Raw genomic sequence first — 20,589 nt, 5'->3', positions numbered from 1 at the left:
CCGGGATTCCTTCAGGCGCGCATCTTGATGGTGAGCCCGCCGTCGACTATCAGGGATTGGCCCGTGACATAGACGGCGTCGTCGGAGGTCAGGAAGCCGATCACGCTGGCAACCTCCTGCGGCTTCCCTACCCGGCCCCACGGAATGTCCTTGCCGGCCCGCAGGAGCCCTTCCGGGCCAAGTGAATTGACCGGGTCCAGGGACTGCGGTGTCTCGATGAGTCCGGGGATGACGGCGTTGGCACGGATGCCGCGCGGTCCCAGCTCGGCGGCCACGCTGCGGATCAACCCGAGGACGCCGGCCTTGGCGGCGGCGTAGTGGGCATGCTCCTCCCACCCGTACACCCCGCCGGCGATCGAGGACACCGCGACCATCGCTCCGCCGTCGGTCATTCTGGTGGAGCCGGCGCGCAGGGTTCGCAGCACGCCGGTAAGGTCGACGTCGAGCATGTCATCCCAGCGCTGATCGGTCATCTCGCCCAGAGGCGAGTTGCGGAGGACCCCCGCGTTGGCAACCGCGTAGTCCAGGCGGCCATACTCGTCGATGGCGCGTTCGGTGAACGCATCGACGGACGGGGTGCTGCGGACGTCCACGTCATGGATGACACCGTGGCCGCCTGCGTCCATCACCAGTCGCAGGGTTTCTTCCGGGTCGTGCGGGTCACCAGGAAAGGTGCCGATCACCGAATGCACGCCGCGGTGGGCGTAGTGGACCGCGAGGGCCCGTCCGATGCCACTGGCCGCGCCTGTGATCACGGCCACCTTTACATCAGGCGTCATGCTTCGACCTCATGCGGATGGTCTTCCAGCAAGGCTTCAACCGGAGGCTTGGCGGCAATCATCAGCAGCCCCGAGAACAAAGTGCCCACGGCGCCTACCCAGAGGGCGGCCGGGCCCGTGCCGGATCCTGCGGCGACCGCGGTGAACAGCGCTCCGCCGAGGATGATGCCGGGCTGGCTCATGGCGCCGATGAAGGCGGTGCCGGTGGCGCGGCAGCTGACCGGGTAGCACTCTGCCATGAAGTACTGGATTGCGGCGTAGGGGCCGACGAGGAAGAACAGGCCGGCACCGTAGGTCACGATGATCAGGAACGGGCTCGTGGCGAAGGGGCTGAGCATAATCGCGAAGGAGATCCCGGAGAGGATCCAGCCGCCGATGATGGTGCGCTTGCGCCCGATCTTGTCACCGAGCCAGCCGTGGAAAACGTAGCCGAAGTAGGCGAGCAGGTTGATTACGATCAGCATCCAGAAGGCATCGGAGAGTTCGACGCCCTTGGCGTTCTTCAGCACGGAACTGCCCAGGATGCTGAAGATCATGATGCCGAAGAAGTTGAAGATCCAGGCCAGGGAGAACACGATCGTGTTCCGGCGCAGGTGCGGTTCCCAAATGCGCTTGAGCGGGGCAGCAGAGGAGTGCTCGACGCCGAACGAGCGGGCGAGGGAGTGCGCTTCCTCGGACTTTCCGCCCTTCTCAAGTTCCGTCAGCTTGTGGTGCAGCTCAAACTGCGGGGTTTCCTTGAGTTTCTTCGCGATGACCCAGACGATGACGACGGCCGGGACCGTGGCCATCAGGTACAGCGCCCGCCAGCCCAGTGAGGGCAGGAAGGCCAGGGCGAGGGCGCTGGCGAGCAGGAAGCCCAGCGGCCAGCCTCCCTGGATGAAGGAATAGTGAAAGCCGGGGCGTTTGCGCTTGTCCGCCACTTCGGTGACCTGGTACACCTCGTTCATGTAGGTGGCGTTTACGGCCTGTTCGGAGAATCCGAGTCCGCCAAAGGACCGGATCAGGACCAGGAGGCCGTTGCTCAGGAACGGGATGCCGGTGGGAATCAGGGCGGTCAGGCCGGAGACGATGGCGGTGCCGCCGACGGTGACCATCATGCCCTTGCGGCGGCCCAGCCGGTCGATGATCGGGCCGATGCCGAAACAGACGATGGCGGTGCCGACGGCGATCCAGGTGTTGATCGCGTAGGCCTCAGGGGCGGTCCAGCCGAATTCCTCCTGCATGGCCGGCAGCAGGGTGCCGAAGAGTCCGTAGTCGAAGACCGCGATGGTCCAGGCAAACAGTGCGAGCACGGTGGCGGTGGTGGTGTGGCGCTTGGAGAAGACCGGAAAGCGGCGTTTCTCGTCGGGGGCCGGCGTCGATAGGTCGACGCTGCTCTGTTGAGTGGACATTAGTTGCTCGCCTTTCGGGGGGTGCGGGACAGGAAGGAGTCGGCGATCTGGTCGAAGGTCTTCCAGCTGACGCCGTCGTGGCCGTTGATGTGCTCGATCAGGCGTTCAAGCATGAGCAACACCTGCGGCCGGCCGGAGACATCGGGGTGGATGGTCATGGTGAAGACGGCCTGGTCCATTTCGCGGTAGACCCAGTCGAATTGGTCTTTCCACATCTGCTCGATGTCGCGCGGGTTGACGAAGCCGTGCGAGTTCGGGGCCGCCTTGATGAACATCATGGGCGGCAGGTCATCGAGGTACCAGTTCGCCGGGATTTCAACGAGGTCTGTTTCCTGCCCGCGCACCAGCGGCTCCATCCAGGTCTCGGCATCCTTGGTGTAGTCGATCTTCTTCCACGTGTCGCCGACGCGCACGTAGTACGGCTCGAAATCGTTGTGCATGAGGGAGTGGTCATACTTGATGCCGCGTTCCAGCAGGATCTCGTTCGTGACCGGGGAGAACTCCCACCAGGGTGCGACGTAGCCGGTGGGGCGCCGGCCGGATACCTTCTCGATGAGCTCGATGGATTTGTCGAGGATGGCCGTTTCCTGTTCCCGGGTCATGGCGATCGGGTTCTCGTGGGAATAGCCGTGGACGCCGATTTCATGGCCGTCCTCCACAATCATCCGGGTCAGGTCCGGGAAGGTTTCGATGGAGTGGCCGGGGACGAACCATGTGGTGGTCAGCCCGTACTTTTTGAAGAGCTTCAGCAGCCGGGGGCCGCCGACCTCGCCGCTGAAGAGCCCGCGGGAGATATCGCACGGGGAGTCCTCGCCGCCGTAGGAGCCGAGCATGCCGGCTACGGCGTCGACGTCTACTCCGAAAGCTACCTGGATATCCTTGGTCATCGGATCAACCTTTCACTGCGTTTTGATGAGGTTTTGATGTTGGTGTTTTGTTGTTGGTTCTGGTGGAGCGGGTGTGGTTTCAGCTGAAACTAGTCAGGCCGCGCGCCCCGGCGGGCGAAGGTTTCCGCAATGCGGGAGGTGGGGGTATCCAGTCTGAGCAAGAGACTGAGAAGGACCAGCGACTGGGATGGCCTTAGCAACCCGGACGCTATGGCACCGGCAGCGCGCAGGTCGGCACCGCCGCCGTCGCCGTATCGGGGAACGACGGCGCCGGCCTCCACCCGCGTGCTCGTCACCACCACGACGCCGGCCGCGGTGGCGTCAGCGACGTCCCGGCACAGCGCGCGGTTGGCGTTGCCCGTTCCCGTCCCCTGGAGCACAACCCCTGCCGCCCCGGCCTGCAGGGAAGCCAGCAGGAGGGTGGAATCCGCGCCGGGGTAGGCAGCAACGAGGTCCACGCGCGGGGAACCGGTCCCGGGGCCGGGCAATGGCAGCGGGGCAAGGCCTGCCCGCGCGGCCCGCAGCCTGACATCCCCGGCGTCGGAGACCGATCCCGCGATTCCAAAATCCGGATTGTCGAAAGCATCGAGCCTCGTTGTGTGGCTCTTCCGGACTCCGGCTGCCGGGAAGATGGTTCCGGCGAATGCCAGCAGCACGCCCTTCCCCCGGGACTGCGGGGAACCGGCGACGGCGATCGCGTGGGACAGATTGGCCGGACCGTCCGGTTTCGGTGAGTCTGCCGCCTCCTGCGCCCCGGTGAACACCACGGGGCGGTGATCATCGTGGGTGAGGTCAACCAGATAGGCGGTTTCCTCCATCGTGTCGGTTCCGTGGGTGACCACGACCCCCAGCACCTGCGGGTCGGCCAGAGCCTGCCTGATGCTGGCGCAAATGGCGATCATGTCGTCGAGAGTCAGCAGATATGAACCCTTCCGGAAAACATCGACCACCCGGACCGGATGCGAGGCCGGTACCCCCATGCTGGCGAACACCTGCTCCCCGCTGTCCGACGCCACGGCGGCTCCCCCGGCCTTTGACGCACGGGAGGATATTGTTCCTCCCGTGGCCAACAGCACCACATGGGGGCCAACCGAATCTATGACAGTCATTTCCACTCCGTTTGTCCTGCATCTGTTGCCAGATGCATACCCAATCGATTGGGTTATGGGATAAAGATTTATCTTGACGATGTTTCCTGCAAATACTCCCGGGTGTTTCGAAGCTGTGAACACTCGCCGCTTCTGCACAGAACCCCAGCAACCCAATCGATTGGGTAGGCGGTGAAATTACTATAGAATGTGAGGTGCGGCACGTCAAGGGGGCCCAAATCAAAGATCTGTAGGTTATCGGGCAGTCTTGGTGGTGACGACTTTTTGGGTGAGGCAGGGGAACCAATGAATGAGACCACGGCCGGTGGCCGCACAGTCACCTTGAAGGATCTCGCGATCGAGCTTGGCATCCACCCCTCGACCGTGTCCAGGATTCTTCACTCTGGCTCCGAAGTGGCGCGGGGGGCAGCCTCCGTTGCCACGGCAGAACGCGTCCGGGAGCTGGCAAGGAAACGGGGATATTCCCCGGACCCCCAAGCCGCCGGTCTGCGGACGCGGCGCACTCGCCTCATGGGCGTCATCGTGCCCCGGCTTTCGGACCTCGTCCTGGCAATCATGTATGAGGGCATAGACGAGGCGGCGGCGGAGCTGGGCTATTCGACGTTTGTCATGAACTCCCGCGACGACCCGGAGGAGCAACGGCGGAAGGCGGATACCATGCTCGCCCGGCGCGTGGACGGGCTGATCATCGGTGATGCACATCTGGACACTGGCCTGTTGCGGGAGTTGACGCTTCGGACGGTGCCATTCGTACTCATGAACCGCCACGTTCCGGGCTACCCGTCCGCCACCTGCGACGACGTCCTTGGCGGCGAGCTTGTCGCTGACCACCTGTGGAGCAAGGGACACCGGAAAGTCGCTGTGATCGCCGGCGAGCCCTACGCAAGCACCGCCGTTGACCGGACGGCCGGCTTCGTGAACCGCTGGCGTTCCCTGGGGGGAAAAATTCCCCGGAACGCTGTGGTCTGGTCCCGGTTCGATACCGCCGGAGGACGGCAAGCGGCCGAGGATATCCTGACTCAATGCAAACCCCATCCGACCGCGCTGTTCGCCGTCAACGACTTTGCGGCGATCGGTGCGATGGGGGCACTGCGCTCCCATGGCCTCACAGTCGGCGACGACGTGGCAGTGGTTGGTTTTAATGACACCTCCCTGGCCGCGGAGCTTCCCATCCCCCTGTCCTCGGTCGTCTCGCCCATGCTGGATATCGGGCGGACGGCGGTGCAACTCCTGAAACGCGTGCTGGATGGCGAAATCGTCGAGCCGGTCAGACTGGAACCGACCCTCCGCGTGCGGGAGAGCAGCGCCCAAGAGAACAAGAGATGATATTCGCCGTGGAGATTTCCTCAGCACGAGTTCCCGAGCGCGACTCCCCCGCTGCTTTTCCTCAACGCGAAGCCGCGACGATCCCTAAGGCGAGCAAGCATGTGGCGCGGACTTCGCCGTCGGACAAGTCCAGTTTGAGAAGCTCCTCGACTTTCCGCAGCCTGTAGCTGAGCGTATTTCTGTGGATGAAGAGCTCGTCACAGATCTTCGCCGAATTCCCGCTGTGGCGCAGGTAAGCGTCGAACGTCTCCCGTAGAGCACTGCCGCCTTCGGAGGCCAACGGGGCTAGCAGCCGCTGGCACATTGCCAGCAGGCCCGGGCCGGGCAGCCCTTGCACAATGCCGGTGAGGTCGGCCACTGGCGCCTGCCGCACGCCGGGCCGTCCCACGTTGCGGCGGGCAAGCTGCAGAGCCAGCGGCAGTTCACTGAGGCTCAGAGGTTCCGAGACGATGACGGACAGCTCGGGTGCGTCCGTAAAAAAACCCCGCGTAGCATCGATCAGCTCAGCCGTTTCCTGCCCGTGCTGCAGCAGCAGGGTGGTGAGCCCGGCTTCTTCCATGAAGCGCACCGTGCTGAAAGCGTCCTGCAGCCCCACCCGTGCGCGCCACGCGACGGCGCGCAGTTTGGCGGGAGCCACCTCGCTTGAACTGCCGATGAGCACCGCTTCCCAGTCACCGTCAGGATCAAAACCGGACTCAAGGGCATAGCGGCGCAGGGGTACGGACGGCTCGCCGCGGTCCTCGTAGAGCGCCTCCATAAAGCGGGCAGCTTCGCGCGAATGCAGGGGTGAATGCGAACCAAGGGTGTAGCTCAGCTGCATAGCGATGACAGCAGCAACAGGCCCAAGAATGGGCTGCAGCACGATGTCGCTCTTAATGCCTTGGATGGCAAGCCGGAACTGCTCGGATGCACCGCTGGGCAGTCGCAAGACCGTCCGCGCCGTCCCGCCGTGAGCCGCGCCCGCGGAGACGAGCTCGAACTCATTGTGATCCACCACGGCCACCCTCGCTCCGACGGCGTCAGCCACCCGCCCCAGAACTTCGGCCAGGGAATGCCCGTCAGCGGCCAACCGGGTGCACTCATCTGCCAGCGCCCAACCCTTCCGGAGTTCCTCATAGCGCTCGGCGGCGATGGCTTGCTCCACGTGCCGCATGATCAGCACGAAGGGCACTTCCGGCGGGAGCTCCAGCAGTGGCAGGCCGTGCGCCTCGCATGCCTGGATCAGCCCGGGCGGCAGTTCGCGGTGCGCGGCACCCAGCCCGAAGGCCAGTCCGGAAACTGGCACGGACATCAGCCGTTCCACATAAGCGTCCCAGATCCTGAAGTCCTTGACGTTCAGGCCCATTCCGTTGGTCAATACAAGGGCATTCACGCTGAGGAAGGGCGTGGGGTCCATATGCTCGGTCGGGGCGCACCAGGTGATAGGTCGAACCAGACGACCTTCACCACCCGTAACGCGGAGGCGGATACTGAGGTCGGCGTCATCAACTAAGTCTGAGATACGCAAGGTAGCCTCCAAGTACGGCGGGCGTCGCCAGCTGGACAGTGCAATAACCATAATTCATGCCTTGAAATTCAGCGAGCTGCACAATATCCGGAGTTCAAAAGGCTCGGTAGCGTAGCACCCATGCAAACCACCGTGACTCCCGACACTCTTACGCACGCTCAAGGGCGAGTGCTCTTGAACTCCGATATGGGTGAAGGCCTTGGCCTCCACGAGTTCGGCCACGACGCAGAACTCATGCGCATCATCGACGTCGCCAACGTGGCCTGCGGCTACCACGCCGGCGATCCGGACGTTATGAACCGGACCGTGGCGCTGGCCGCCGAGCATGGGGTGGCAGTCGGGGCGCACCCCGGCCTCCCCGACGTCGTGGGATTCGGGCGCCGTCGGATGGTCCTGACCCCGGCTGAGGTCGAATCGATCATCCTCTACCAGACCGGAGCCCTGACGGCTTTTCTCGGCAAGCACGGGCTTGAACTGAACCACATCAAACCCCACGGCGCCCTCTACGGCATGCTGGCCGGAGATGAGGAACTGATGCAGGCCGCCGCTGGAACCGCCGCGCAGTTCGGCGTTCCCTTTTTCGGGCTGGCGGGAACCATCCACGAAACCGTGTGCCGGGCCATGGGGGTGGAATTCGTGCCGGAACTCTATGTCGACCTCAATTACGGTTCGGGCGGTGAACTGCTGATCCAGCGCCGGCCGGCTCCCACTGACCCCGACGCCGCGGCCGAGCGCGTCGGCCGGGCTTTGGCCGGCAAGCCAGTCCTTGCTGTTGACGGCACCGAACTGGACATCCCGTTCCGAAGCATCTGCGTCCACTCCGACGCACCCAACTCTGTTGCAGTGGCCACGGCCGTGCGCGCCGCACTGGGCTGAACCGAGCTATCCAACCTTCTGAAAGAGAGCAACCCGTGGCAACCATCGTTTCCCCGCTCCCCGGCATCTTCTACCGCAAGCCCGGCCCGGGCAAGCCGCCCTTCGCCAATGAAGGCGACACCATCGAGGTCGGACAGACCCTGGGCATCATCGAAATCATGAAACAGTTCACCGAAATCCAGTCTGATGTGGCCGGGACCCTGGAGTCGTTCGAAGTTAACGAGGGCGACATGGTTAACCCGGGCGATGCAATCGTCGTCGTCCGGGAGGGATAGCCATGAAGAAACTACTGATCGCCAACCGCGGCGAGATCGCCGTGCGAATTGCGCGGACCGCCCGGCACATGGGTATCGAGACGCTCCTGGTGGCCAGCGAACCCGATGCTGATTCCTTGGCCGCCCGTTCCGCTGACAAGGTCATCGTGGTGGGACCGGCTCCTGCCACCGCCAGCTACTTGAACCAGGACGCCATCCTCGCAGCGGCTTTGGACAACAGCTGCGATGCCGTCCACCCGGGCTACGGGTTCCTTTCCGAGAATGCCGTATTCGCCCGGAAGATCGCAGATGCTGGCCTGATCTGGGTAGGGCCGGACGCCGACGCCATAGAGATGATGGGCAACAAATCCATGGCAAGGGAATCCGCCCGGAAGGCGGGCGTACCCGTACTCCGCGGCTCGGACGGCCCCCTCGATCCCGCAGCCGATGCCGTTGACGTGGCTCGCGGCGTCGGCTATCCGCTGGTCGTCAAGGCCTCCGCCGGCGGCGGCGGCCGGGGCATCCGCTTTGTGCACAGCGAAGGCGGGTTGCTGGAGACAATCGAGATGGCGCGAGGCGAGGCGGCATCCGTCTTCGGCGATCCCACGGTTTACCTGGAACGCTTTGTGCAGCATGCCCGGCATGTCGAGGTCCAGGTGCTAGGGGACGGGAAAAACTTCATCCATCTCGGTGACCGCGACTGCTCCATGCAACGTCGCTCACAGAAAGTCATTGAGGAAGCCCCGGCGCCGGACCTCCCGGACAGCATCCGACGGACCATCCGGGAATCCTCCGTTGAACTGGCCCGGGAATGCGGCTACAGCGGCGCCGGAACGGTCGAATTCCTCTATGACCCGGTCAACCATGAAGCCGCCTTCATTGAAATGAACACACGAATTCAGGTTGAGCACCCGATCACCGAGCAAATCACCGGCGTCGATCTGATCCGCGAACAACTGCTGATCGCGTTCACCGGAGCGATGTCCCTCCGGCAGGATGACATCCGGTTCAGCGGCCATGCCATCGAGTGCCGCATCAATGCCGAGGACCCGGACAACAACTTCTTCCCGAGTCCTGGCCTCATCAAGGCCATGCAATGGCCCGCTGGCAGCGGCATCAGGGTGGACACAGGCGTGGAGGCCGGCTCCACGGTCAGTCCGTACTACGATTCCATGCTGGCCAAACTGATTGTCCATGCTGACACCCGCGAATCCGCCATTGAGGCCATGCTGGTTGCCCTGGACGGGACGGTCATCGAAGGGGTCAAGACCACCATCCCCGTGCACAAGAAGCTGCTGGGCCGGCCCGAATTCGCGGCCGTCACGCACCACTCGAAATTCATTGAAACCGTCGACGATCTGATGGAGGCAAAATGAGCAGCCCCGAACCCGCTGTTTTGGAGGCCCGTTACACCTGGGGAGCCGACGAATTCCTGTTCGTGGAGGTCTCGGAGTCCATGAGCCTTGCCGCGAACTTCAGGGTCATGTCCATCGCCACGAAGCTTTCAGGCATGAACCTTCCCGGTATCGTCGATGTCTGTCCCGCCAACGCTTCACTGCTGGTGAGGTTCGATCCCGACGTACTGCCGCCGTCGGCCCTCGAGGAGACCGTCCGGACGATTGAAGGAAACCTGGCCCACCACCAGGATCAGGCCCTGGCCACACGGATCATCGAAGTTCCGGTCTGGTATGACGATCCGTTCACTGCCGAAGTAGCAGAGCGTTTCCGCGAAGGGTTCCATCAGGAGCCCGACGGCACCGACATTGACTACGCAGCCAGGGTCAACAACCTCAAGGATGCCGCCGAATTCATCCAGCGCCACCATGAGCAGCCATGGATTGTTTCCATGGTGGGGTTCGTCGCCGGCCTGCCGTTCCTCTTCCAATTGGTGGAACGAGAGAAACAACTGGAAGTACCCAAGTATTTGAGTCCACGCACCGATACCCCCAAGCTGACAGTGGGCCATGGCGGCTGCTTCGGGTGCATCTACTCCGTGCGGGGAGCCGGCGGCTACCAGATGTTCGGAGTCGCTGCCGCGCCGATCTTCGATCCGGCCCAGGCCTTGGCTGACTTTAAGGACTTCATGGTGTTCTTCAAGCCGGGCGACATCGTCAAGTTCAAGCCCGTCACCGAGGACGAATACAACAGTATCCAGGCCGAGATCTCCGCGGGAACGTTCCGCTACCGGCAAGCGCCCGTGACATTTGACGTGTCCAAGGCACTCGCGGATCCGGAAGCCTACAACCAGGAACTCATGGAGGCCCTCAATGGCGTTTGATATCAAGACCCCCGGCCTCGCCACCACGGTCCAGGACCAGGGACGCACCGGCCACTACAACGTGGGCATCCCGCAGAGCGGGTCCATGGACCAGTACTCTGCCGAACTCGGCAATGCGCTCGTGGGAAACACCGCCAAGGAAGCCGTCCTCGAATGCACTTACATGGGCCCGGTCCTGACCACCAGCCAGGATGCCGTCATCGCCGTGACCGGCGCCCCGGTGGAGGTCAAGATCAACGGCGAACCGCGGGCCCAATGGTCCCGGCTGCAGCTGAACGCCGGCGATGAACTGAGCTTCGGTGTCATCCGGGGCGGCACGCGCTACTACATCGCGGTGCAGGGCGGCATCGATGTTCCCGAGGTCCTCGGCAGCAGGTCCACCTACAGCCTGGGCGCAATCGGCGGCTTCCACGGCCGCAAGCTGGAAGCAGGCGACCGAATTCCCGTAGGAAGGCCGCTGAAAGGCGGAGCCCTGCCTGATGCCGACAAGGTGCCGGAAGAATTCCGTCCCGTGTTCGAGAAGGAACAAGCTGTCAGGATTGTCCTCGGCCTATACGACCACCGCCTCACCGACGAAGGACTGGGCAACCTTCTGAACGGCGAGTGGAAGGTGACCCCAGTGGCTGACCGGATGGGGCTGAGGTACTCCGGCCCCGGCGTGAAGTGGAAAGAACGCGACCAACCTTTCGGGGCAGGTTCCGATCCGTCCAACATTGTGGATGCCGGCTACGCCGTCGGGTCCATCCAGATTCCCGGCGGTACGCAACCCATCATCCTGCACCGCGATGCAGTCTCCGGCGGCGGGTACGCCATGGTGGGCACGGTCATCAGTGCCGACATGGACCTGGTGGCCCGTGCCGCCCCCGGCACGTCCACCAGGTTCATCGCCGTCAGCCAGGACGAAGCACTCGGGGCGCGCACGGAACTTGCCGAACGCAAGAGGAACGCACGGGCATCCCTAGGAAACTGCTGAACAAAGGGGATCTGGCCGGAAGTGGTAGTGGTGCCGGCCTGATGGCGGCTCAGGAGCCGGGTGGCACGGTGAATATTGCACGTTACTCCGCCCGCCCACCCAGTTGCCTGGCAATCTTCTCTTCCAGTGCCGCCACCGTGGCCTCGGGGAGGACGATCAGTCCATCCAGCTCCCGACGGGCGCGCTTGTACGCGGTTTGCCGTTCCGCCGGTGTGGCGGCATTGTCCAGGGCGAGGTTGAGCAGCTTCCTGGCCGTTGCCAGCCGCTGACGTTCGGGACCTGTGAAATTGTTGTCCTTGATCCGCTTGGCTTCGCGCTCTGCGACGTCGAAGGCCAGCTCGAAGCCGTGGACGGCCGTCCGGTACTCAGCCAGCCGGGCCGCCGTCGTAATCTCCTCCGGCTTGGCCGGCCGCAAACCGTCCGCTGCTTTCTTCGCCCGGAGGAATGCGACAGTAAGAGGTTCCCGTACATCCGTCATGACCGGGAAGTCGATAAGTTTCCCCACGTCAAGCTCATAGTCCAGCCACCGCCGGTTCACGGCGTCGTGCGCTGCCATCAGGGCGGCGACCTGGGCCTGGCTGGCTTGTTCGGCCTGCACCGCCTGGTTCTTGAGCTTGTACAGCTCCAGACGGCGACGGTGCCGGCGTTCGCTGGCCTTGGACCACTGCCTTGCCCACCCTCCGGCCACTCCGCTGAGAGGGAAGACGAGCCACCAGTAGTGGCGAAGGAAGTCAAAGAATTGGTCCACGGACTCATCCTCCCATTGCCCCCGCTCCGCCGTACCGAAAAGGCGTGCCGCCGTCGTACTCTCCCGCGGCACTCGATTGCCCAGCTACGGGCCAGCTGGGGCTCGGCTCCGAGCGCATCCAGCTCCGCCAGTCCCTCCGTGGATCCCACCGCGAAGCCAAGGGCTATGGCCCGGTTGAGCTGGATAACAGGCGAGGGCCACGTGTCGATCAGCAGGTCGTACAGCCCCAGGATCTCCTGCCAGTCAGTGTGGGACCACGTCTCGCTCTCGTCATGGACGGCCGCGATCGCCGCCATGAGGGAGAAGAGGCCGGGGAACCGCGAAAAGGAGGTGCCGCGGATAACCCTCCTAAAAGTGAAGGTATCCACGGCACAAGCTTCCGATCCGCCTACTTTTCGCAGCCGATGCCGTCGCCGTCCCGGTCAAGATGCTTCCCATATCCCGGTGTACCGGCATAGATTGGCGCCGCACCTGCTGCTCGCACAGCTGCGCAGTTCGCGTAAGAGACGGCAGCCGGCGCCTTGACTGCGGGCGCTGGTGCGGGCGCCGGAGCAGGAGCCGGTGCAGGGGCTACTGGAGCTGGCTTCGCTGCCTGCGCGGCTGCCTGATCTGCCGCAGCCTTCTTGGGAGAAACCGATATAGAGTTCTGGAATTTGCCTTCCGGAGAAGGCCGCACGTCGGACCACTTACAGGCAATGTGACAACAGCTCCTGCAAATATCCGGATGCGCTGACGCAACCCTAGACATGTGACCATTCAGTCACCTATTCTTGAACAGTGGACGCCGTATTCAAAGCCCTCGCTGACCCCACCCGCCGGGACCTGCTCGATGAGCTCTTCCGGGATGACGGGCAGACCCTGCACGCACTCGAGGCCCGTTTCGAGATGACCCGCTACGGGGTCATGAAGCACCTCAAACTGCTGGAGGAAGCAGGCCTGGTGGTCACCCGCCGTCGGGGCCGGGAGAAACTCCATTTCCTCAATCCGGTGCCCATTCGCCTGGTCCACGACCGCTGGGTCAGCAAATATGCACAACCATGGGCCGCTGCCCTCAGCGACCTCAAAACCAGATTGGAAAATCCCATGGAAAAGATCTTCGAAATCTACATCAAGACCACCCCGGAACGGCTTTGGGAAGCCATCACGGACAGCGAGATCCGCGGCAAGTACCAGTTCGGGAACACCGTCACGTCCGACTGGACTCCCGGGGGGCGCTTCGAGATGGGAAACCCGAAGGCCGGCGGCCTCCTGGGCGAAGGCGAAAACATCGAAGTCGACCCGCCGCGCAAGCTCGTCCAAACCATGACCGCACTCTGGGGCGAGGACGTCAAGGCCGAGGGCACCTCCCGCATCACCTGGGAGATCGAACCCGTAGGCGACTCCTGCCACCTCACCGTGACCCACGACCAACTCCGCGAAGGCGCCAACGACCAGCTCTACGGCGGCTGGCCCATGATCCTTTCCGGCCTCAAAACCTGGCTCGAAACCGGCGAAAAGCTCACCACCCCGGGCTCCCTCATGTACACCTGAGGCGGCTCCGGCCAGCGCCACCTGGTCCCGTTACAGCAACCAGTGCGCGCGGCCGGGGCATGGCCACTCTCATGCTCATGCACATCGTGGACGAAGCCCGACGCCGAGACTACGAGCCCATCTGCCTTGAGACGGGAACCGATGAGTATTTCGCTCCGGCACGGCGCCTCTATGTCCGCAACGGATTCATTGATTGCCCGCCGTTTGCGGCTTCGATATGAAACACCCGCCCCTCCGTCCGGCTGACTTAGGGCCTGCCGGGAGCGGGCAATCCTCAGGCGGCGAAAATAATAAGTGCGCTTACGGATTGGGATCTAGACTTAATTATGGACACTATCCCGGCGGTTTTTCTCGTCATTGGGGCAGCGTTCGCCTGGCTGGGCGTGACGCTAGTTGTCATTCTCCGCTCTCGGCACCGGCGGAACGCATCGAGGCCGATACATCCAACGCAACCGATGGACCAGGCCCACGCCCGGACCGGCATTCGCACGCGCCGTCTCCGCCGGATCGCGGACCAGAACACTGGAACTCCGGCGACACGACGCGGCCTGAGAGTCAGGAAGGTCCGCCACTAAAGGCTTCCCCCGATAACCGCCACTGGCACTGGCCGTGTCCGCTCCGCCCTCGTGGCGACCGTCGGCTCCCGCCCAAGCGCCGCCGTCGTCGTTCTACGGCAGTTCTCCGCCGCTTCAGGACACGCGGCGGAATTCCCCTGGCCGGAGTTGGACATGGATGGGCAGCACCAGCTGGATGTGGGTGTCGCCGATGGGCTTGTCGAGCAGCTCGTTGATGGAGGTCTGCCCTTCCAACTCGCTGTGCTGGTTTTTGCCCATATATCGAGCATATGTGCGCCGCGGCGGGAGTTGATCCTAGGACACGGCGGAGCTATGGCCGAACCAAAGCACTGCGGAGCCCTTGGGCGAGGAGCCGCCGTATCACGCACACGTTTTCGTCCTCACTCATCACCCACGCGAGCCCCTGGAGATGCAGGGCGGCACCACGTTCAACTTCGTGACCGACGGGATCGAATCGGGCTGATGGACGAACTGCGGCTCCACATCTCGCCCATGATCCTGGGAGCGGGCGAACGGCTGCTCGACGGCGTCGGGAACGTCACGCTTGAGCCGACGGAAGTGAGCGGCACCGGCCTCGTGACGCACGTGCGGTATCGAGTGGTCCGCTGAAAGGCGGCCGCAACCTTAGATTGAGCGGCCTCTCGCAACCGTCTTAGCCCAGGACGGCCCATCCCCGCGGCGGCACGAGGACGGCGTCCGCACCGACATCGACGGTCGCCTGTCCGGCGACGACGGCGGTGGCTCCTGCGGCGCTGATCCGCTGGGTGTCGTGCGAGAGGTTCAGTGCGACCACAAGCGCATCTGCGTCAACGGCGATGCGGTATGCAAGCACCTCGTTGGAGAGCTGGAGGACGTCCGTGGTGGCACGGTGCAGCCATGGGTTCCGTCTCCGCACCCCGATGAGCTCCTGGTGCACTGCGAAGATGGGTCCTCCCAGGGCTGAGAGCTGGTCGGGGGAGGACGGGAAGAGCGGCCTCACGTCGTCGTCGCCCCCTGCCCTGTCCTCCTTGACGCCCCGGTAGCCTTGCTCGTCGCCGTAGTAGATGGACGGCGTTCCGCCAACCGTGAGCAGGACGACGACGGCGTGCGGCACCAGTGCTGCGTCGGTGAGCTTGCTCGCGATCCGGGTGACGTCGTGGTTGCCGATGAAGGTGAGCGGTGCGTAGGAGCCCAGGAGTGCGTTGTGTCGTTCGAACGCGGCTGCGAGTTCGAAGAAGTTCGCGTCGTTGAGCGAACTCCAGACAGCCTTCCAGAGCTCGTATTGCGTGGCGGAATCGAGTCCGCCGGACCGGACCTCCGCTGCATAGTCGCCGTGGATGTACTCGCCCACGAAGTACGCGTCAGGATGGGATGACCGGACGCGCTCGGTGACCGGGGCCCAGAACGACGACGGGACAGCATAGGCGGCGTCGAGTCGCCAGCCGTCCGCACCCCGGCGCAGCCAGTGCTCCATGACCTCTACAACGAAATCGGCGACAGCTGGCTCGTCATGGTTGAGCGCCACGAGGTGATGGTGGCCTTCGAAGTCGCGGTAAGCGGGTTCGACGCCGGGAGCAGCACCCTCGGGCCACTCCAGCGAGAACCACGAGGCGGTGTCCGCCTCCGGCCCGCGTACGAGGACATTTTGGAACGGCGCAAAGGAGCGCCCGGTGTGGTTGAAGACGCCGTCGAGCAGTATGCGCAGTCCGCGGCGGTGTGCCTCTGCCACCAGGGTGTCGAAGTCCTGCTCGGATCCGAGCCGGGGATCGATCCGGAAGTAATCCGTGGTGTCGTACCCGTGCGTCTCCGACGCGAAGATGGGGCCGAGGGCCAGCCCCGACGCCCCGAGTTCCACCGCGTAGTCCAGCCACGGGACAAGGTCCAGCAACCGGTGGTCAGCGGCGGGTTCCGGCGTCGCGGTCTTCTCCGCGCCCACGAAGCCGAGGGGATAGACCTGCCACCAGATGGCGTGCTGGACCCAGTGAGGTTCGTTCATGGCGCTGATGCCCTTCACGGATGACCCACCCCTTTCGAGGTAGGTCCGCGTAATCCCCTTCGTCAGGCGTTGGCCTTCCGCTTGACCCAGCCCCACACGCCCGTCGCGACGAACAGGATGAGGCCGATGATTGCCAGCCAAATGAGGCCCTTCACGGCAAAGCCCACGATCGACAGAACAAGCCAGATGACCAGAAGCCCAATTATTAGTCCCATAGCGGCATCCTACGCCCCCGCCGGTACCGGCCGTCTGCGACACGGCCCCGATCAGAGGTGTGCGTCCCTGACGGCCGATGGTGTTGCGCCCTGGATGACCCAGCGGTTGCCATCTGGGTCAGCAAAGTACGCAAACTGCACTCCGCCCATGTCCTGTATTTCGCTGACCTCGGCGCCCAGGCGGACGAGCTCGGCCCGGACCCCGCCAATGTCGGACACCACAAGCTGCAGGCCCTCGAGGCTGCCCGGCGTCATGCTCGTCATTCCAGTACCAATGACTATCGAGGCGGCCGAACCCGGTGGCGTCAGCTGCACCACTCGCATTCCCGGGATGTGCTCCACATCGTGGTCCAGGACAAAGCCCAGCTTCTCCGTATAGAACGACTTCGACCTGTCAACATCGGTCACAGGTACCTGGACAACTTCAAGGCGCATCTCCATGCGCCTCACAGTACCGCCGCCGGATGTACTGTGCGCAACGAAAACTCAATAGTTTTTGCTTCGCCCAGGGATGCCGAAATATGATCACCATGCTTACTATTGACGGGCATTAGGCACATCGGTGTAGTAACTGCTCACTGGGGGCAGCGACGACCGTGCCGGAGATGGAGTTTCGCATGAGCACTGAACAGGGACTAAACCCGCTGAGCGACGAAGAACTGATGGCACAAGGCGGCACGGCGCTCCCCGACAAGGAAGTGGCCTCCGTCCTGGACCTGAATGCTGATTTGGACCTGGGCATCAACGCCGCGGCACCCATCGATCTCGCAGTCGCGGCCAATGCCAACGTCGCAGCCCCGATCGACGCGGCTGCCTCCGCCAACATCCTCTCCTTCGGATCCCAGGCCCAGGCCCTTGCTGACCAGGGAGTCATCATCGACCAGGGCATCACCGCGGATGCCACAGCCGACTCCACCCAGGACAGCACCATTGACCAGGGCGCCGACCCGGCCGCCGATGGGGACGGAACCGCGGACAGCAGCACCCCCGCAGGCGGCACCGCCGACGGCGGCCTCCTGCCCGGAGATCCCGCTTCAGATGTCGGCGCCCTGCCGGTGGATCCTTCCGCGGCCCTGGACGGAAACCTCCTGAACGTCAATGTGGACCTTGCCGCCCAGGCGGACATCGCGGCCCCGATCAACGGCGCCGTTGCTGCCAACGCCAACGTTGCCGCACCGATCGACGCGGCCGTTGCGGCGAACATCGGCTCCATCGACAGCAACGCTTTCGCCGTGGCCCAGCAGGACGCCATCATCAGCCAGCACATCGACGGCGAAGCCACCGCCTCCGCCGACCAGCAGTCCGATCTCCGGCAGTAGTCCGGACGCCACCTCCCACGTGAGCACACCTAGATGAGTACAGTGCACGGCGGGCCGCCCAGGATGGACGGCCCGCCGGCTTCTCCTGCCCCCGCTACGGCTATAGGCGTCGGCCCGCCGGCCTCCCGCCTGCCCGACGTTCCCGCGCGGGCCCATGGCGTTGAACTGCTCGGTGAACCGAAGGGTTCGGGATATCGTGAGCCGCCCTCGCTGGTCCGCAGGGCAGATGGCCAGGCCATCCAGCTGACACGCCTGCTGTACCTGGTGCTGGAGGCAACAGACGGCCAGCGGACCACAGAGCAGATCGCCGCCCACGCCAGCGCCCGCTTCGGAAAGTTGGTCAGCGCGGACAACGTCCGCACACTGATCACATCCCAGCTCCTGCCGCTGGGGCTGCTCCGGCTGGCCGACGGTTCACAGCCAGAGGTGAAGAAAGCCGACCCCTTGCTGGGCATGCGCTTCCGCTACACCGTGACGGATCCGGAGCGTACCCGCAAGCTCACGGCTCCGTTCGCGGTGCTCTTCAACCCGCTCATCGTGGCGGCTGTGTGCGTAGCCTTCATCGCCGCGTGCTGGTGGGTGCTCATGGTCAAGGGCCTCGCCTCCGCAACCCACGACGCGTTCGCCAACCCGGCCCTTGTGCTGCTGGTCCTGGCCGTGACTGTCCTGTCCGCGGGTTTCCACGAGTTCGGCCACGCTGCCGCCGCACGCCGTGGCGGCGCAACACCGGGAGCCATGGGCGCCGGCCTCTACCTGATCTGGCCCGCGTTTTTCACCGATGTCACCGACTCCTACCGCTTGGGCCGGGGCGGCAGGCTCCGCACCGACCTGGGCGGGCTGTACTTCAACGCGATGGTGGCCGTGGCCATCATGGGTGTCTGGTGGGCCACCGGCTTTGACGCCCTGTTGCTGGTGGTGGTCACCCAAATTCTCCAGATGATCCGGCAGCTGCTTCCGTTGGTGCGGTTTGACGGTTACCACATCCTGGCCGACGCCACCGGTGTTCCGGACCTCTTCCAGCGCATCAAACCGACCCTGCTGGGGCTGCTGCCGTGGCGCCGGACGGACCCCGCAGCCCAGGCGCTCAAGCCATGGGCACGGGCAGTGGTCACGGTCTGGGTGCTGGTCACGGTGCCACTGCTGGTACTTAGCCTGGTCATGATGGTCCTCTCGCTGCCGCGGCTCCTGGGCACGGCATGGGCCAGCGTCCTGAAACAGCAGTCGGAATTGTCCGAAAGCCTGGCGGCCGGGGACATCGCCGGAGCCGCGGTGCGCACCCTGGCGATCGCCGCCGTCGTACTTCCTATCCTGGGCGTTGGCTACATCCTGCTCCGGTTGGTCCGGCAGCTGACCACCGGACTTTGGCAGCGGACCCGCGGCAAGACGCTGCAGCGGGCCGTAGCGATGGCCGCCATCGCAGCGGTGACCGCCGGGCTGGCCTGGGCCTGGTGGCCCGGAGCAGACACCTACCGGCCGGTGCAGCCGTACGAACGCGGCACTTTGGCCGACGTCACCACAGCCGTATTTCCGACGGCGGCGTACTCCGCCCTGCGGGAAGGCGGGACCGGGAAGACGGTGGCCCTGTTGCCCGCAGGAGCAGCGAAGCCGACGCGGGAAAACCCGCAGCTCAGCACGGTCCTGGTGCCCCGCAGCGCTCCTGCGGGGGCCGGGACAGCGCCCGGCACGACGGCCGGTTCCGCCGCGGCGCCGTCGTGGGTATTCCCGTTCAACCAGCCCGCCGCCCCGGAGCAGGACGGGAACCAGGCTCTGGCGGTGAACACCACGGACGGCTCCGTGGTCTACGACGTCGCCTTCGCGCTGGTGTGGGCCGTAGACGGCGAACCCGTGGACACCACCAACGAGGCCTACGCGTTCGCCAGCTGCGCCGACTGCGCCGCCGTGGCCGTGGGCTTCCAGGTGGTGCTCATCGTGGGTCAGGCCAATGTGATCGTGCCGGAGAATCTGTCCGCAGCCGCTAACTACAACTGCCTCCGCTGCCTGACATACGCACTGGCCAGTCAACTCGTTCTCACGCTCGACGGGCCGCTGAGCGACGGCGGAACGGCCAGGCTCAACGCTCTATGGGCCGACATTGCCGAGTTCGGGCGGAACCTCCAGAACGTCCCCCTGTCCGAAATCCAGGGGCGCCTTACCGCGTTCAAGGAACAGATCAAGGAGATCATCCAAAGCGATCCCAGCGCCGCAAAGGGAACCGGCACCTCCACGACGCCGCCCACAACCACCCCGTCACCTGGCCCAACGGCCGGATCAAGCGCCGCGCCCACGTCGGGCACCACCGCCCCGGCATCCTTGCCGTCCGGAACGACGACGCCGGCGTCCCCTCCCCCGGCGCCTGCCACCGGCGGGGCGGCACCGGAAAGCAGCCCAGCGCAAGTAGCTCCCACCACGGAGCCGACCCAACCAGCACCGGTCGCCCCCACGCCAGTTCCGACCACAACCGCGGGGTGATACAGGCTGGATCGGAAGTTCAGGCGCACGTCACTCCGCGGACACAACGCGGCTCTTCGACAGGACGGTCAGACCAGGCTCGGCTGGCTCGACAGGATGTAATCCACGGCCGCCGGGCCGGTCATGCCCAGCCCCGGCCTGAAGTAGCGGCCTGCGCGGAGCCGGCGCTGATGGTGCCCGCTCTGCGCCATCGCGGCCCAGAACACACGCTGCGCACCGGGATTGAGCCCGTTCAGGAAGCACCAGCTGACGTAGACACCGTACATTTTGTCTTCGGTCAGCCCGGAAGCATCGTCCGCCTCGACGGTGATGCATTCGGCAAGGAAGCGGGTGTACTTCAAGTCGGTCATCGGGAACCTTTCGCCTACCGGAATCGTT

At 64.5% G+C, this 20,589-nt stretch carries 22 protein-coding genes and 1 pseudogene; 11 read left to right on the top strand and 12 right to left on the bottom strand.

What is annotated here, in order from left to right; translation table 11 throughout:
• Positions 1 to 11: 11 nt before the first annotated feature.
• The 4 genes from FYJ92_RS04270 to FYJ92_RS04255 form a co-directional block, all read right to left on the bottom strand.
• Complete coding sequence (locus FYJ92_RS04270; RefSeq protein WP_185262752.1) at positions 12 to 779, bottom strand: SDR family NAD(P)-dependent oxidoreductase; 768 nt, start codon at positions 777 to 779, stop codon at positions 12 to 14.
• A complete protein-coding gene (locus FYJ92_RS04265) occupies positions 776 to 2,170 on the bottom strand; it encodes an MFS transporter (RefSeq protein WP_185262751.1) in 1,395 nt (464 codons plus the stop codon). Before FYJ92_RS04265 ends, FYJ92_RS04270 begins: the two co-directional genes overlap by 4 nt.
• A complete protein-coding gene (locus FYJ92_RS04260) occupies positions 2,170 to 3,057 on the bottom strand; it encodes a polysaccharide deacetylase (RefSeq protein ID WP_185262750.1) in 888 nt (295 codons plus the stop codon). The genes FYJ92_RS04265 and FYJ92_RS04260 overlap by 1 nt, the downstream gene beginning before the upstream one ends.
• Before the next feature lie 89 nt (positions 3,058 to 3,146).
• Positions 3,147 to 4,166 carry an asparaginase gene (locus FYJ92_RS04255; RefSeq protein WP_185262749.1) on the bottom strand — a complete coding sequence of 340 codons (1,020 nt, stop codon included), beginning with the start codon at positions 4,164 to 4,166 and terminating at the stop codon, positions 3,147 to 3,149.
• A 285-nt stretch (positions 4,167 to 4,451) separates the two neighbouring features.
• Here FYJ92_RS04255 and FYJ92_RS04250 point away from each other — a divergent pair, with 285 nt between their 5' ends.
• Positions 4,452 to 5,492: a LacI family DNA-binding transcriptional regulator gene (locus tag FYJ92_RS04250; protein ID WP_185262748.1), complete on the top strand. Its 1,041-nt coding sequence runs from the start codon at positions 4,452 to 4,454 to the stop codon at positions 5,490 to 5,492.
• A 61-nt stretch (positions 5,493 to 5,553) separates the two neighbouring features.
• Here the strand turns inward: FYJ92_RS04250 and FYJ92_RS04245 are convergent, their stop codons facing one another.
• Positions 5,554 to 7,050, bottom strand: a complete 1,497-nt coding sequence (locus FYJ92_RS04245; protein WP_255482300.1) for a PucR family transcriptional regulator — start codon at positions 7,048 to 7,050, stop codon at positions 5,554 to 5,556.
• Positions 7,051 to 7,119: 69 nt separating this feature from the next.
• Here FYJ92_RS04245 and pxpA point away from each other — a divergent pair, with 69 nt between their 5' ends.
• Genes pxpA through FYJ92_RS04220 form a run of 5 tightly spaced genes read left to right on the top strand, consistent with a single transcriptional unit; the run spans position 7,120 to position 11,380 of the window.
• Positions 7,120 to 7,875: a 5-oxoprolinase subunit PxpA gene (pxpA, locus tag FYJ92_RS04240; protein WP_185262746.1), complete on the top strand. Its 756-nt coding sequence runs from the start codon at positions 7,120 to 7,122 to the stop codon at positions 7,873 to 7,875.
• A gap of 35 nt (positions 7,876 to 7,910) precedes the next feature.
• A complete protein-coding gene (locus tag FYJ92_RS04235) occupies positions 7,911 to 8,150 on the top strand; it encodes an acetyl-CoA carboxylase (protein WP_185262745.1) in 240 nt (79 codons plus the stop codon).
• Between the two features lie 2 nt (positions 8,151 to 8,152).
• Complete coding sequence (locus FYJ92_RS04230) at positions 8,153 to 9,505, top strand: acetyl/propionyl/methylcrotonyl-CoA carboxylase subunit alpha (protein ID WP_185262744.1); 1,353 nt, start codon at positions 8,153 to 8,155, stop codon at positions 9,503 to 9,505.
• Entirely contained in the window at positions 9,502 to 10,407 is a 906-nt protein-coding gene (locus FYJ92_RS04225) for an allophanate hydrolase subunit 1 (RefSeq protein WP_219729683.1), read from the top strand. The genes FYJ92_RS04230 and FYJ92_RS04225 overlap by 4 nt, the downstream gene beginning before the upstream one ends.
• Positions 10,397 to 11,380: a biotin-dependent carboxyltransferase family protein gene (locus FYJ92_RS04220; RefSeq protein WP_185262743.1), complete on the top strand. Its 984-nt coding sequence runs from the start codon at positions 10,397 to 10,399 to the stop codon at positions 11,378 to 11,380. The genes FYJ92_RS04225 and FYJ92_RS04220 overlap by 11 nt, the downstream gene beginning before the upstream one ends.
• An 82-nt stretch (positions 11,381 to 11,462) precedes the next feature.
• Here FYJ92_RS04220 and FYJ92_RS04215 read toward each other — a convergent pair whose 3' ends face one another.
• Both FYJ92_RS04215 and FYJ92_RS04210 read right to left on the bottom strand, forming a co-directional pair.
• The gene (locus FYJ92_RS04215) at positions 11,463 to 12,128 is read right to left on the bottom strand and encodes a hypothetical protein (RefSeq protein ID WP_185262742.1); all 666 of its coding nucleotides are present in this window, start codon (positions 12,126 to 12,128) and stop codon (positions 11,463 to 11,465) included.
• Positions 12,129 to 12,516: 388 nt separating this feature from the next.
• Positions 12,517 to 12,876, bottom strand: a complete 360-nt coding sequence (locus FYJ92_RS04210) for an excalibur calcium-binding domain-containing protein (protein ID WP_185262741.1) — start codon at positions 12,874 to 12,876, stop codon at positions 12,517 to 12,519.
• A 29-nt stretch (positions 12,877 to 12,905) separates the two neighbouring features.
• Between FYJ92_RS04210 and FYJ92_RS04205 the strand changes: the two genes are divergently transcribed.
• On the top strand, positions 12,906 to 13,658 hold the full coding sequence (locus tag FYJ92_RS04205) for a metalloregulator ArsR/SmtB family transcription factor (protein WP_185262740.1): 753 nt from the start codon (positions 12,906 to 12,908) through the stop codon (positions 13,656 to 13,658).
• Positions 13,659 to 13,717: 59 nt separating this feature from the next.
• Complete coding sequence (locus tag FYJ92_RS04200; protein ID WP_185262739.1) at positions 13,718 to 13,879, top strand: hypothetical protein; 162 nt, start codon at positions 13,718 to 13,720, stop codon at positions 13,877 to 13,879.
• 468 nt (positions 13,880 to 14,347) lie between these two features.
• Here the strand turns inward: FYJ92_RS04200 and FYJ92_RS04195 are convergent, their stop codons facing one another.
• Complete coding sequence (locus tag FYJ92_RS04195; protein WP_156380336.1) at positions 14,348 to 14,491, bottom strand: hypothetical protein; 144 nt, start codon at positions 14,489 to 14,491, stop codon at positions 14,348 to 14,350.
• Positions 14,492 to 14,576: 85 nt separating this feature from the next.
• Between FYJ92_RS04195 and FYJ92_RS04190 the strand changes: the two are divergent.
• Positions 14,577 to 14,842: pseudogene (locus tag FYJ92_RS04190) on the top strand (dihydrofolate reductase family protein); the annotation flags it as partial.
• A 43-nt stretch (positions 14,843 to 14,885) separates the two neighbouring features.
• Here the strand turns inward: FYJ92_RS04190 and FYJ92_RS04185 are convergent.
• The 3 genes from FYJ92_RS04185 to FYJ92_RS04175 all read right to left on the bottom strand — a co-directional run bounded on the left by FYJ92_RS04185 (position 14,886) and on the right by FYJ92_RS04175 (position 16,864).
• Positions 14,886 to 16,208 carry an alpha-amylase family protein gene (locus FYJ92_RS04185; protein ID WP_185262738.1) on the bottom strand — a complete coding sequence of 441 codons (1,323 nt, stop codon included), beginning with the start codon at positions 16,206 to 16,208 and terminating at the stop codon, positions 14,886 to 14,888.
• A 62-nt stretch (positions 16,209 to 16,270) separates the two neighbouring features.
• Positions 16,271 to 16,423 (bottom strand): LPXTG cell wall anchor domain-containing protein, encoded by a 153-nt coding sequence (locus FYJ92_RS04180; protein WP_185262737.1) that lies wholly within the window; start codon positions 16,421 to 16,423, stop codon positions 16,271 to 16,273.
• A gap of 51 nt (positions 16,424 to 16,474) precedes the next feature.
• The gene (locus tag FYJ92_RS04175) at positions 16,475 to 16,864 is read right to left on the bottom strand and encodes a VOC family protein (RefSeq protein WP_185262736.1); all 390 of its coding nucleotides are present in this window, start codon (positions 16,862 to 16,864) and stop codon (positions 16,475 to 16,477) included.
• 176 nt (positions 16,865 to 17,040) lie between these two features.
• Here FYJ92_RS04175 and FYJ92_RS04170 point away from each other — a divergent pair, with 176 nt between their 5' ends.
• Both FYJ92_RS04170 and FYJ92_RS04165 read left to right on the top strand, forming a co-directional pair.
• Positions 17,041 to 17,742 carry a peptidoglycan-binding protein gene (locus FYJ92_RS04170; RefSeq protein WP_185262735.1) on the top strand — a complete coding sequence of 234 codons (702 nt, stop codon included), beginning with the start codon at positions 17,041 to 17,043 and terminating at the stop codon, positions 17,740 to 17,742.
• Between the two features lie 33 nt (positions 17,743 to 17,775).
• Entirely contained in the window at positions 17,776 to 20,211 is a 2,436-nt protein-coding gene (locus FYJ92_RS04165) for a hypothetical protein (protein ID WP_185262734.1), read from the top strand.
• Between the two features lie 68 nt (positions 20,212 to 20,279).
• Here the strand turns inward: FYJ92_RS04165 and FYJ92_RS04160 are convergent, their stop codons facing one another.
• Positions 20,280 to 20,561, bottom strand: coding sequence for a hypothetical protein (locus tag FYJ92_RS04160; protein WP_185262733.1), 282 nt, complete (start codon positions 20,559 to 20,561; stop codon positions 20,280 to 20,282).
• Positions 20,562 to 20,589 lie beyond the last annotated feature (28 nt).

It is taken from the genome of Pseudarthrobacter sp. NBSH8, from assembly GCF_014217545.1.
Taxonomy (GTDB): Bacteria; Actinomycetota; Actinomycetes; order Actinomycetales; family Micrococcaceae; genus Arthrobacter.
This window is presented reverse-complemented; position numbering and strand designations above follow the sequence as displayed.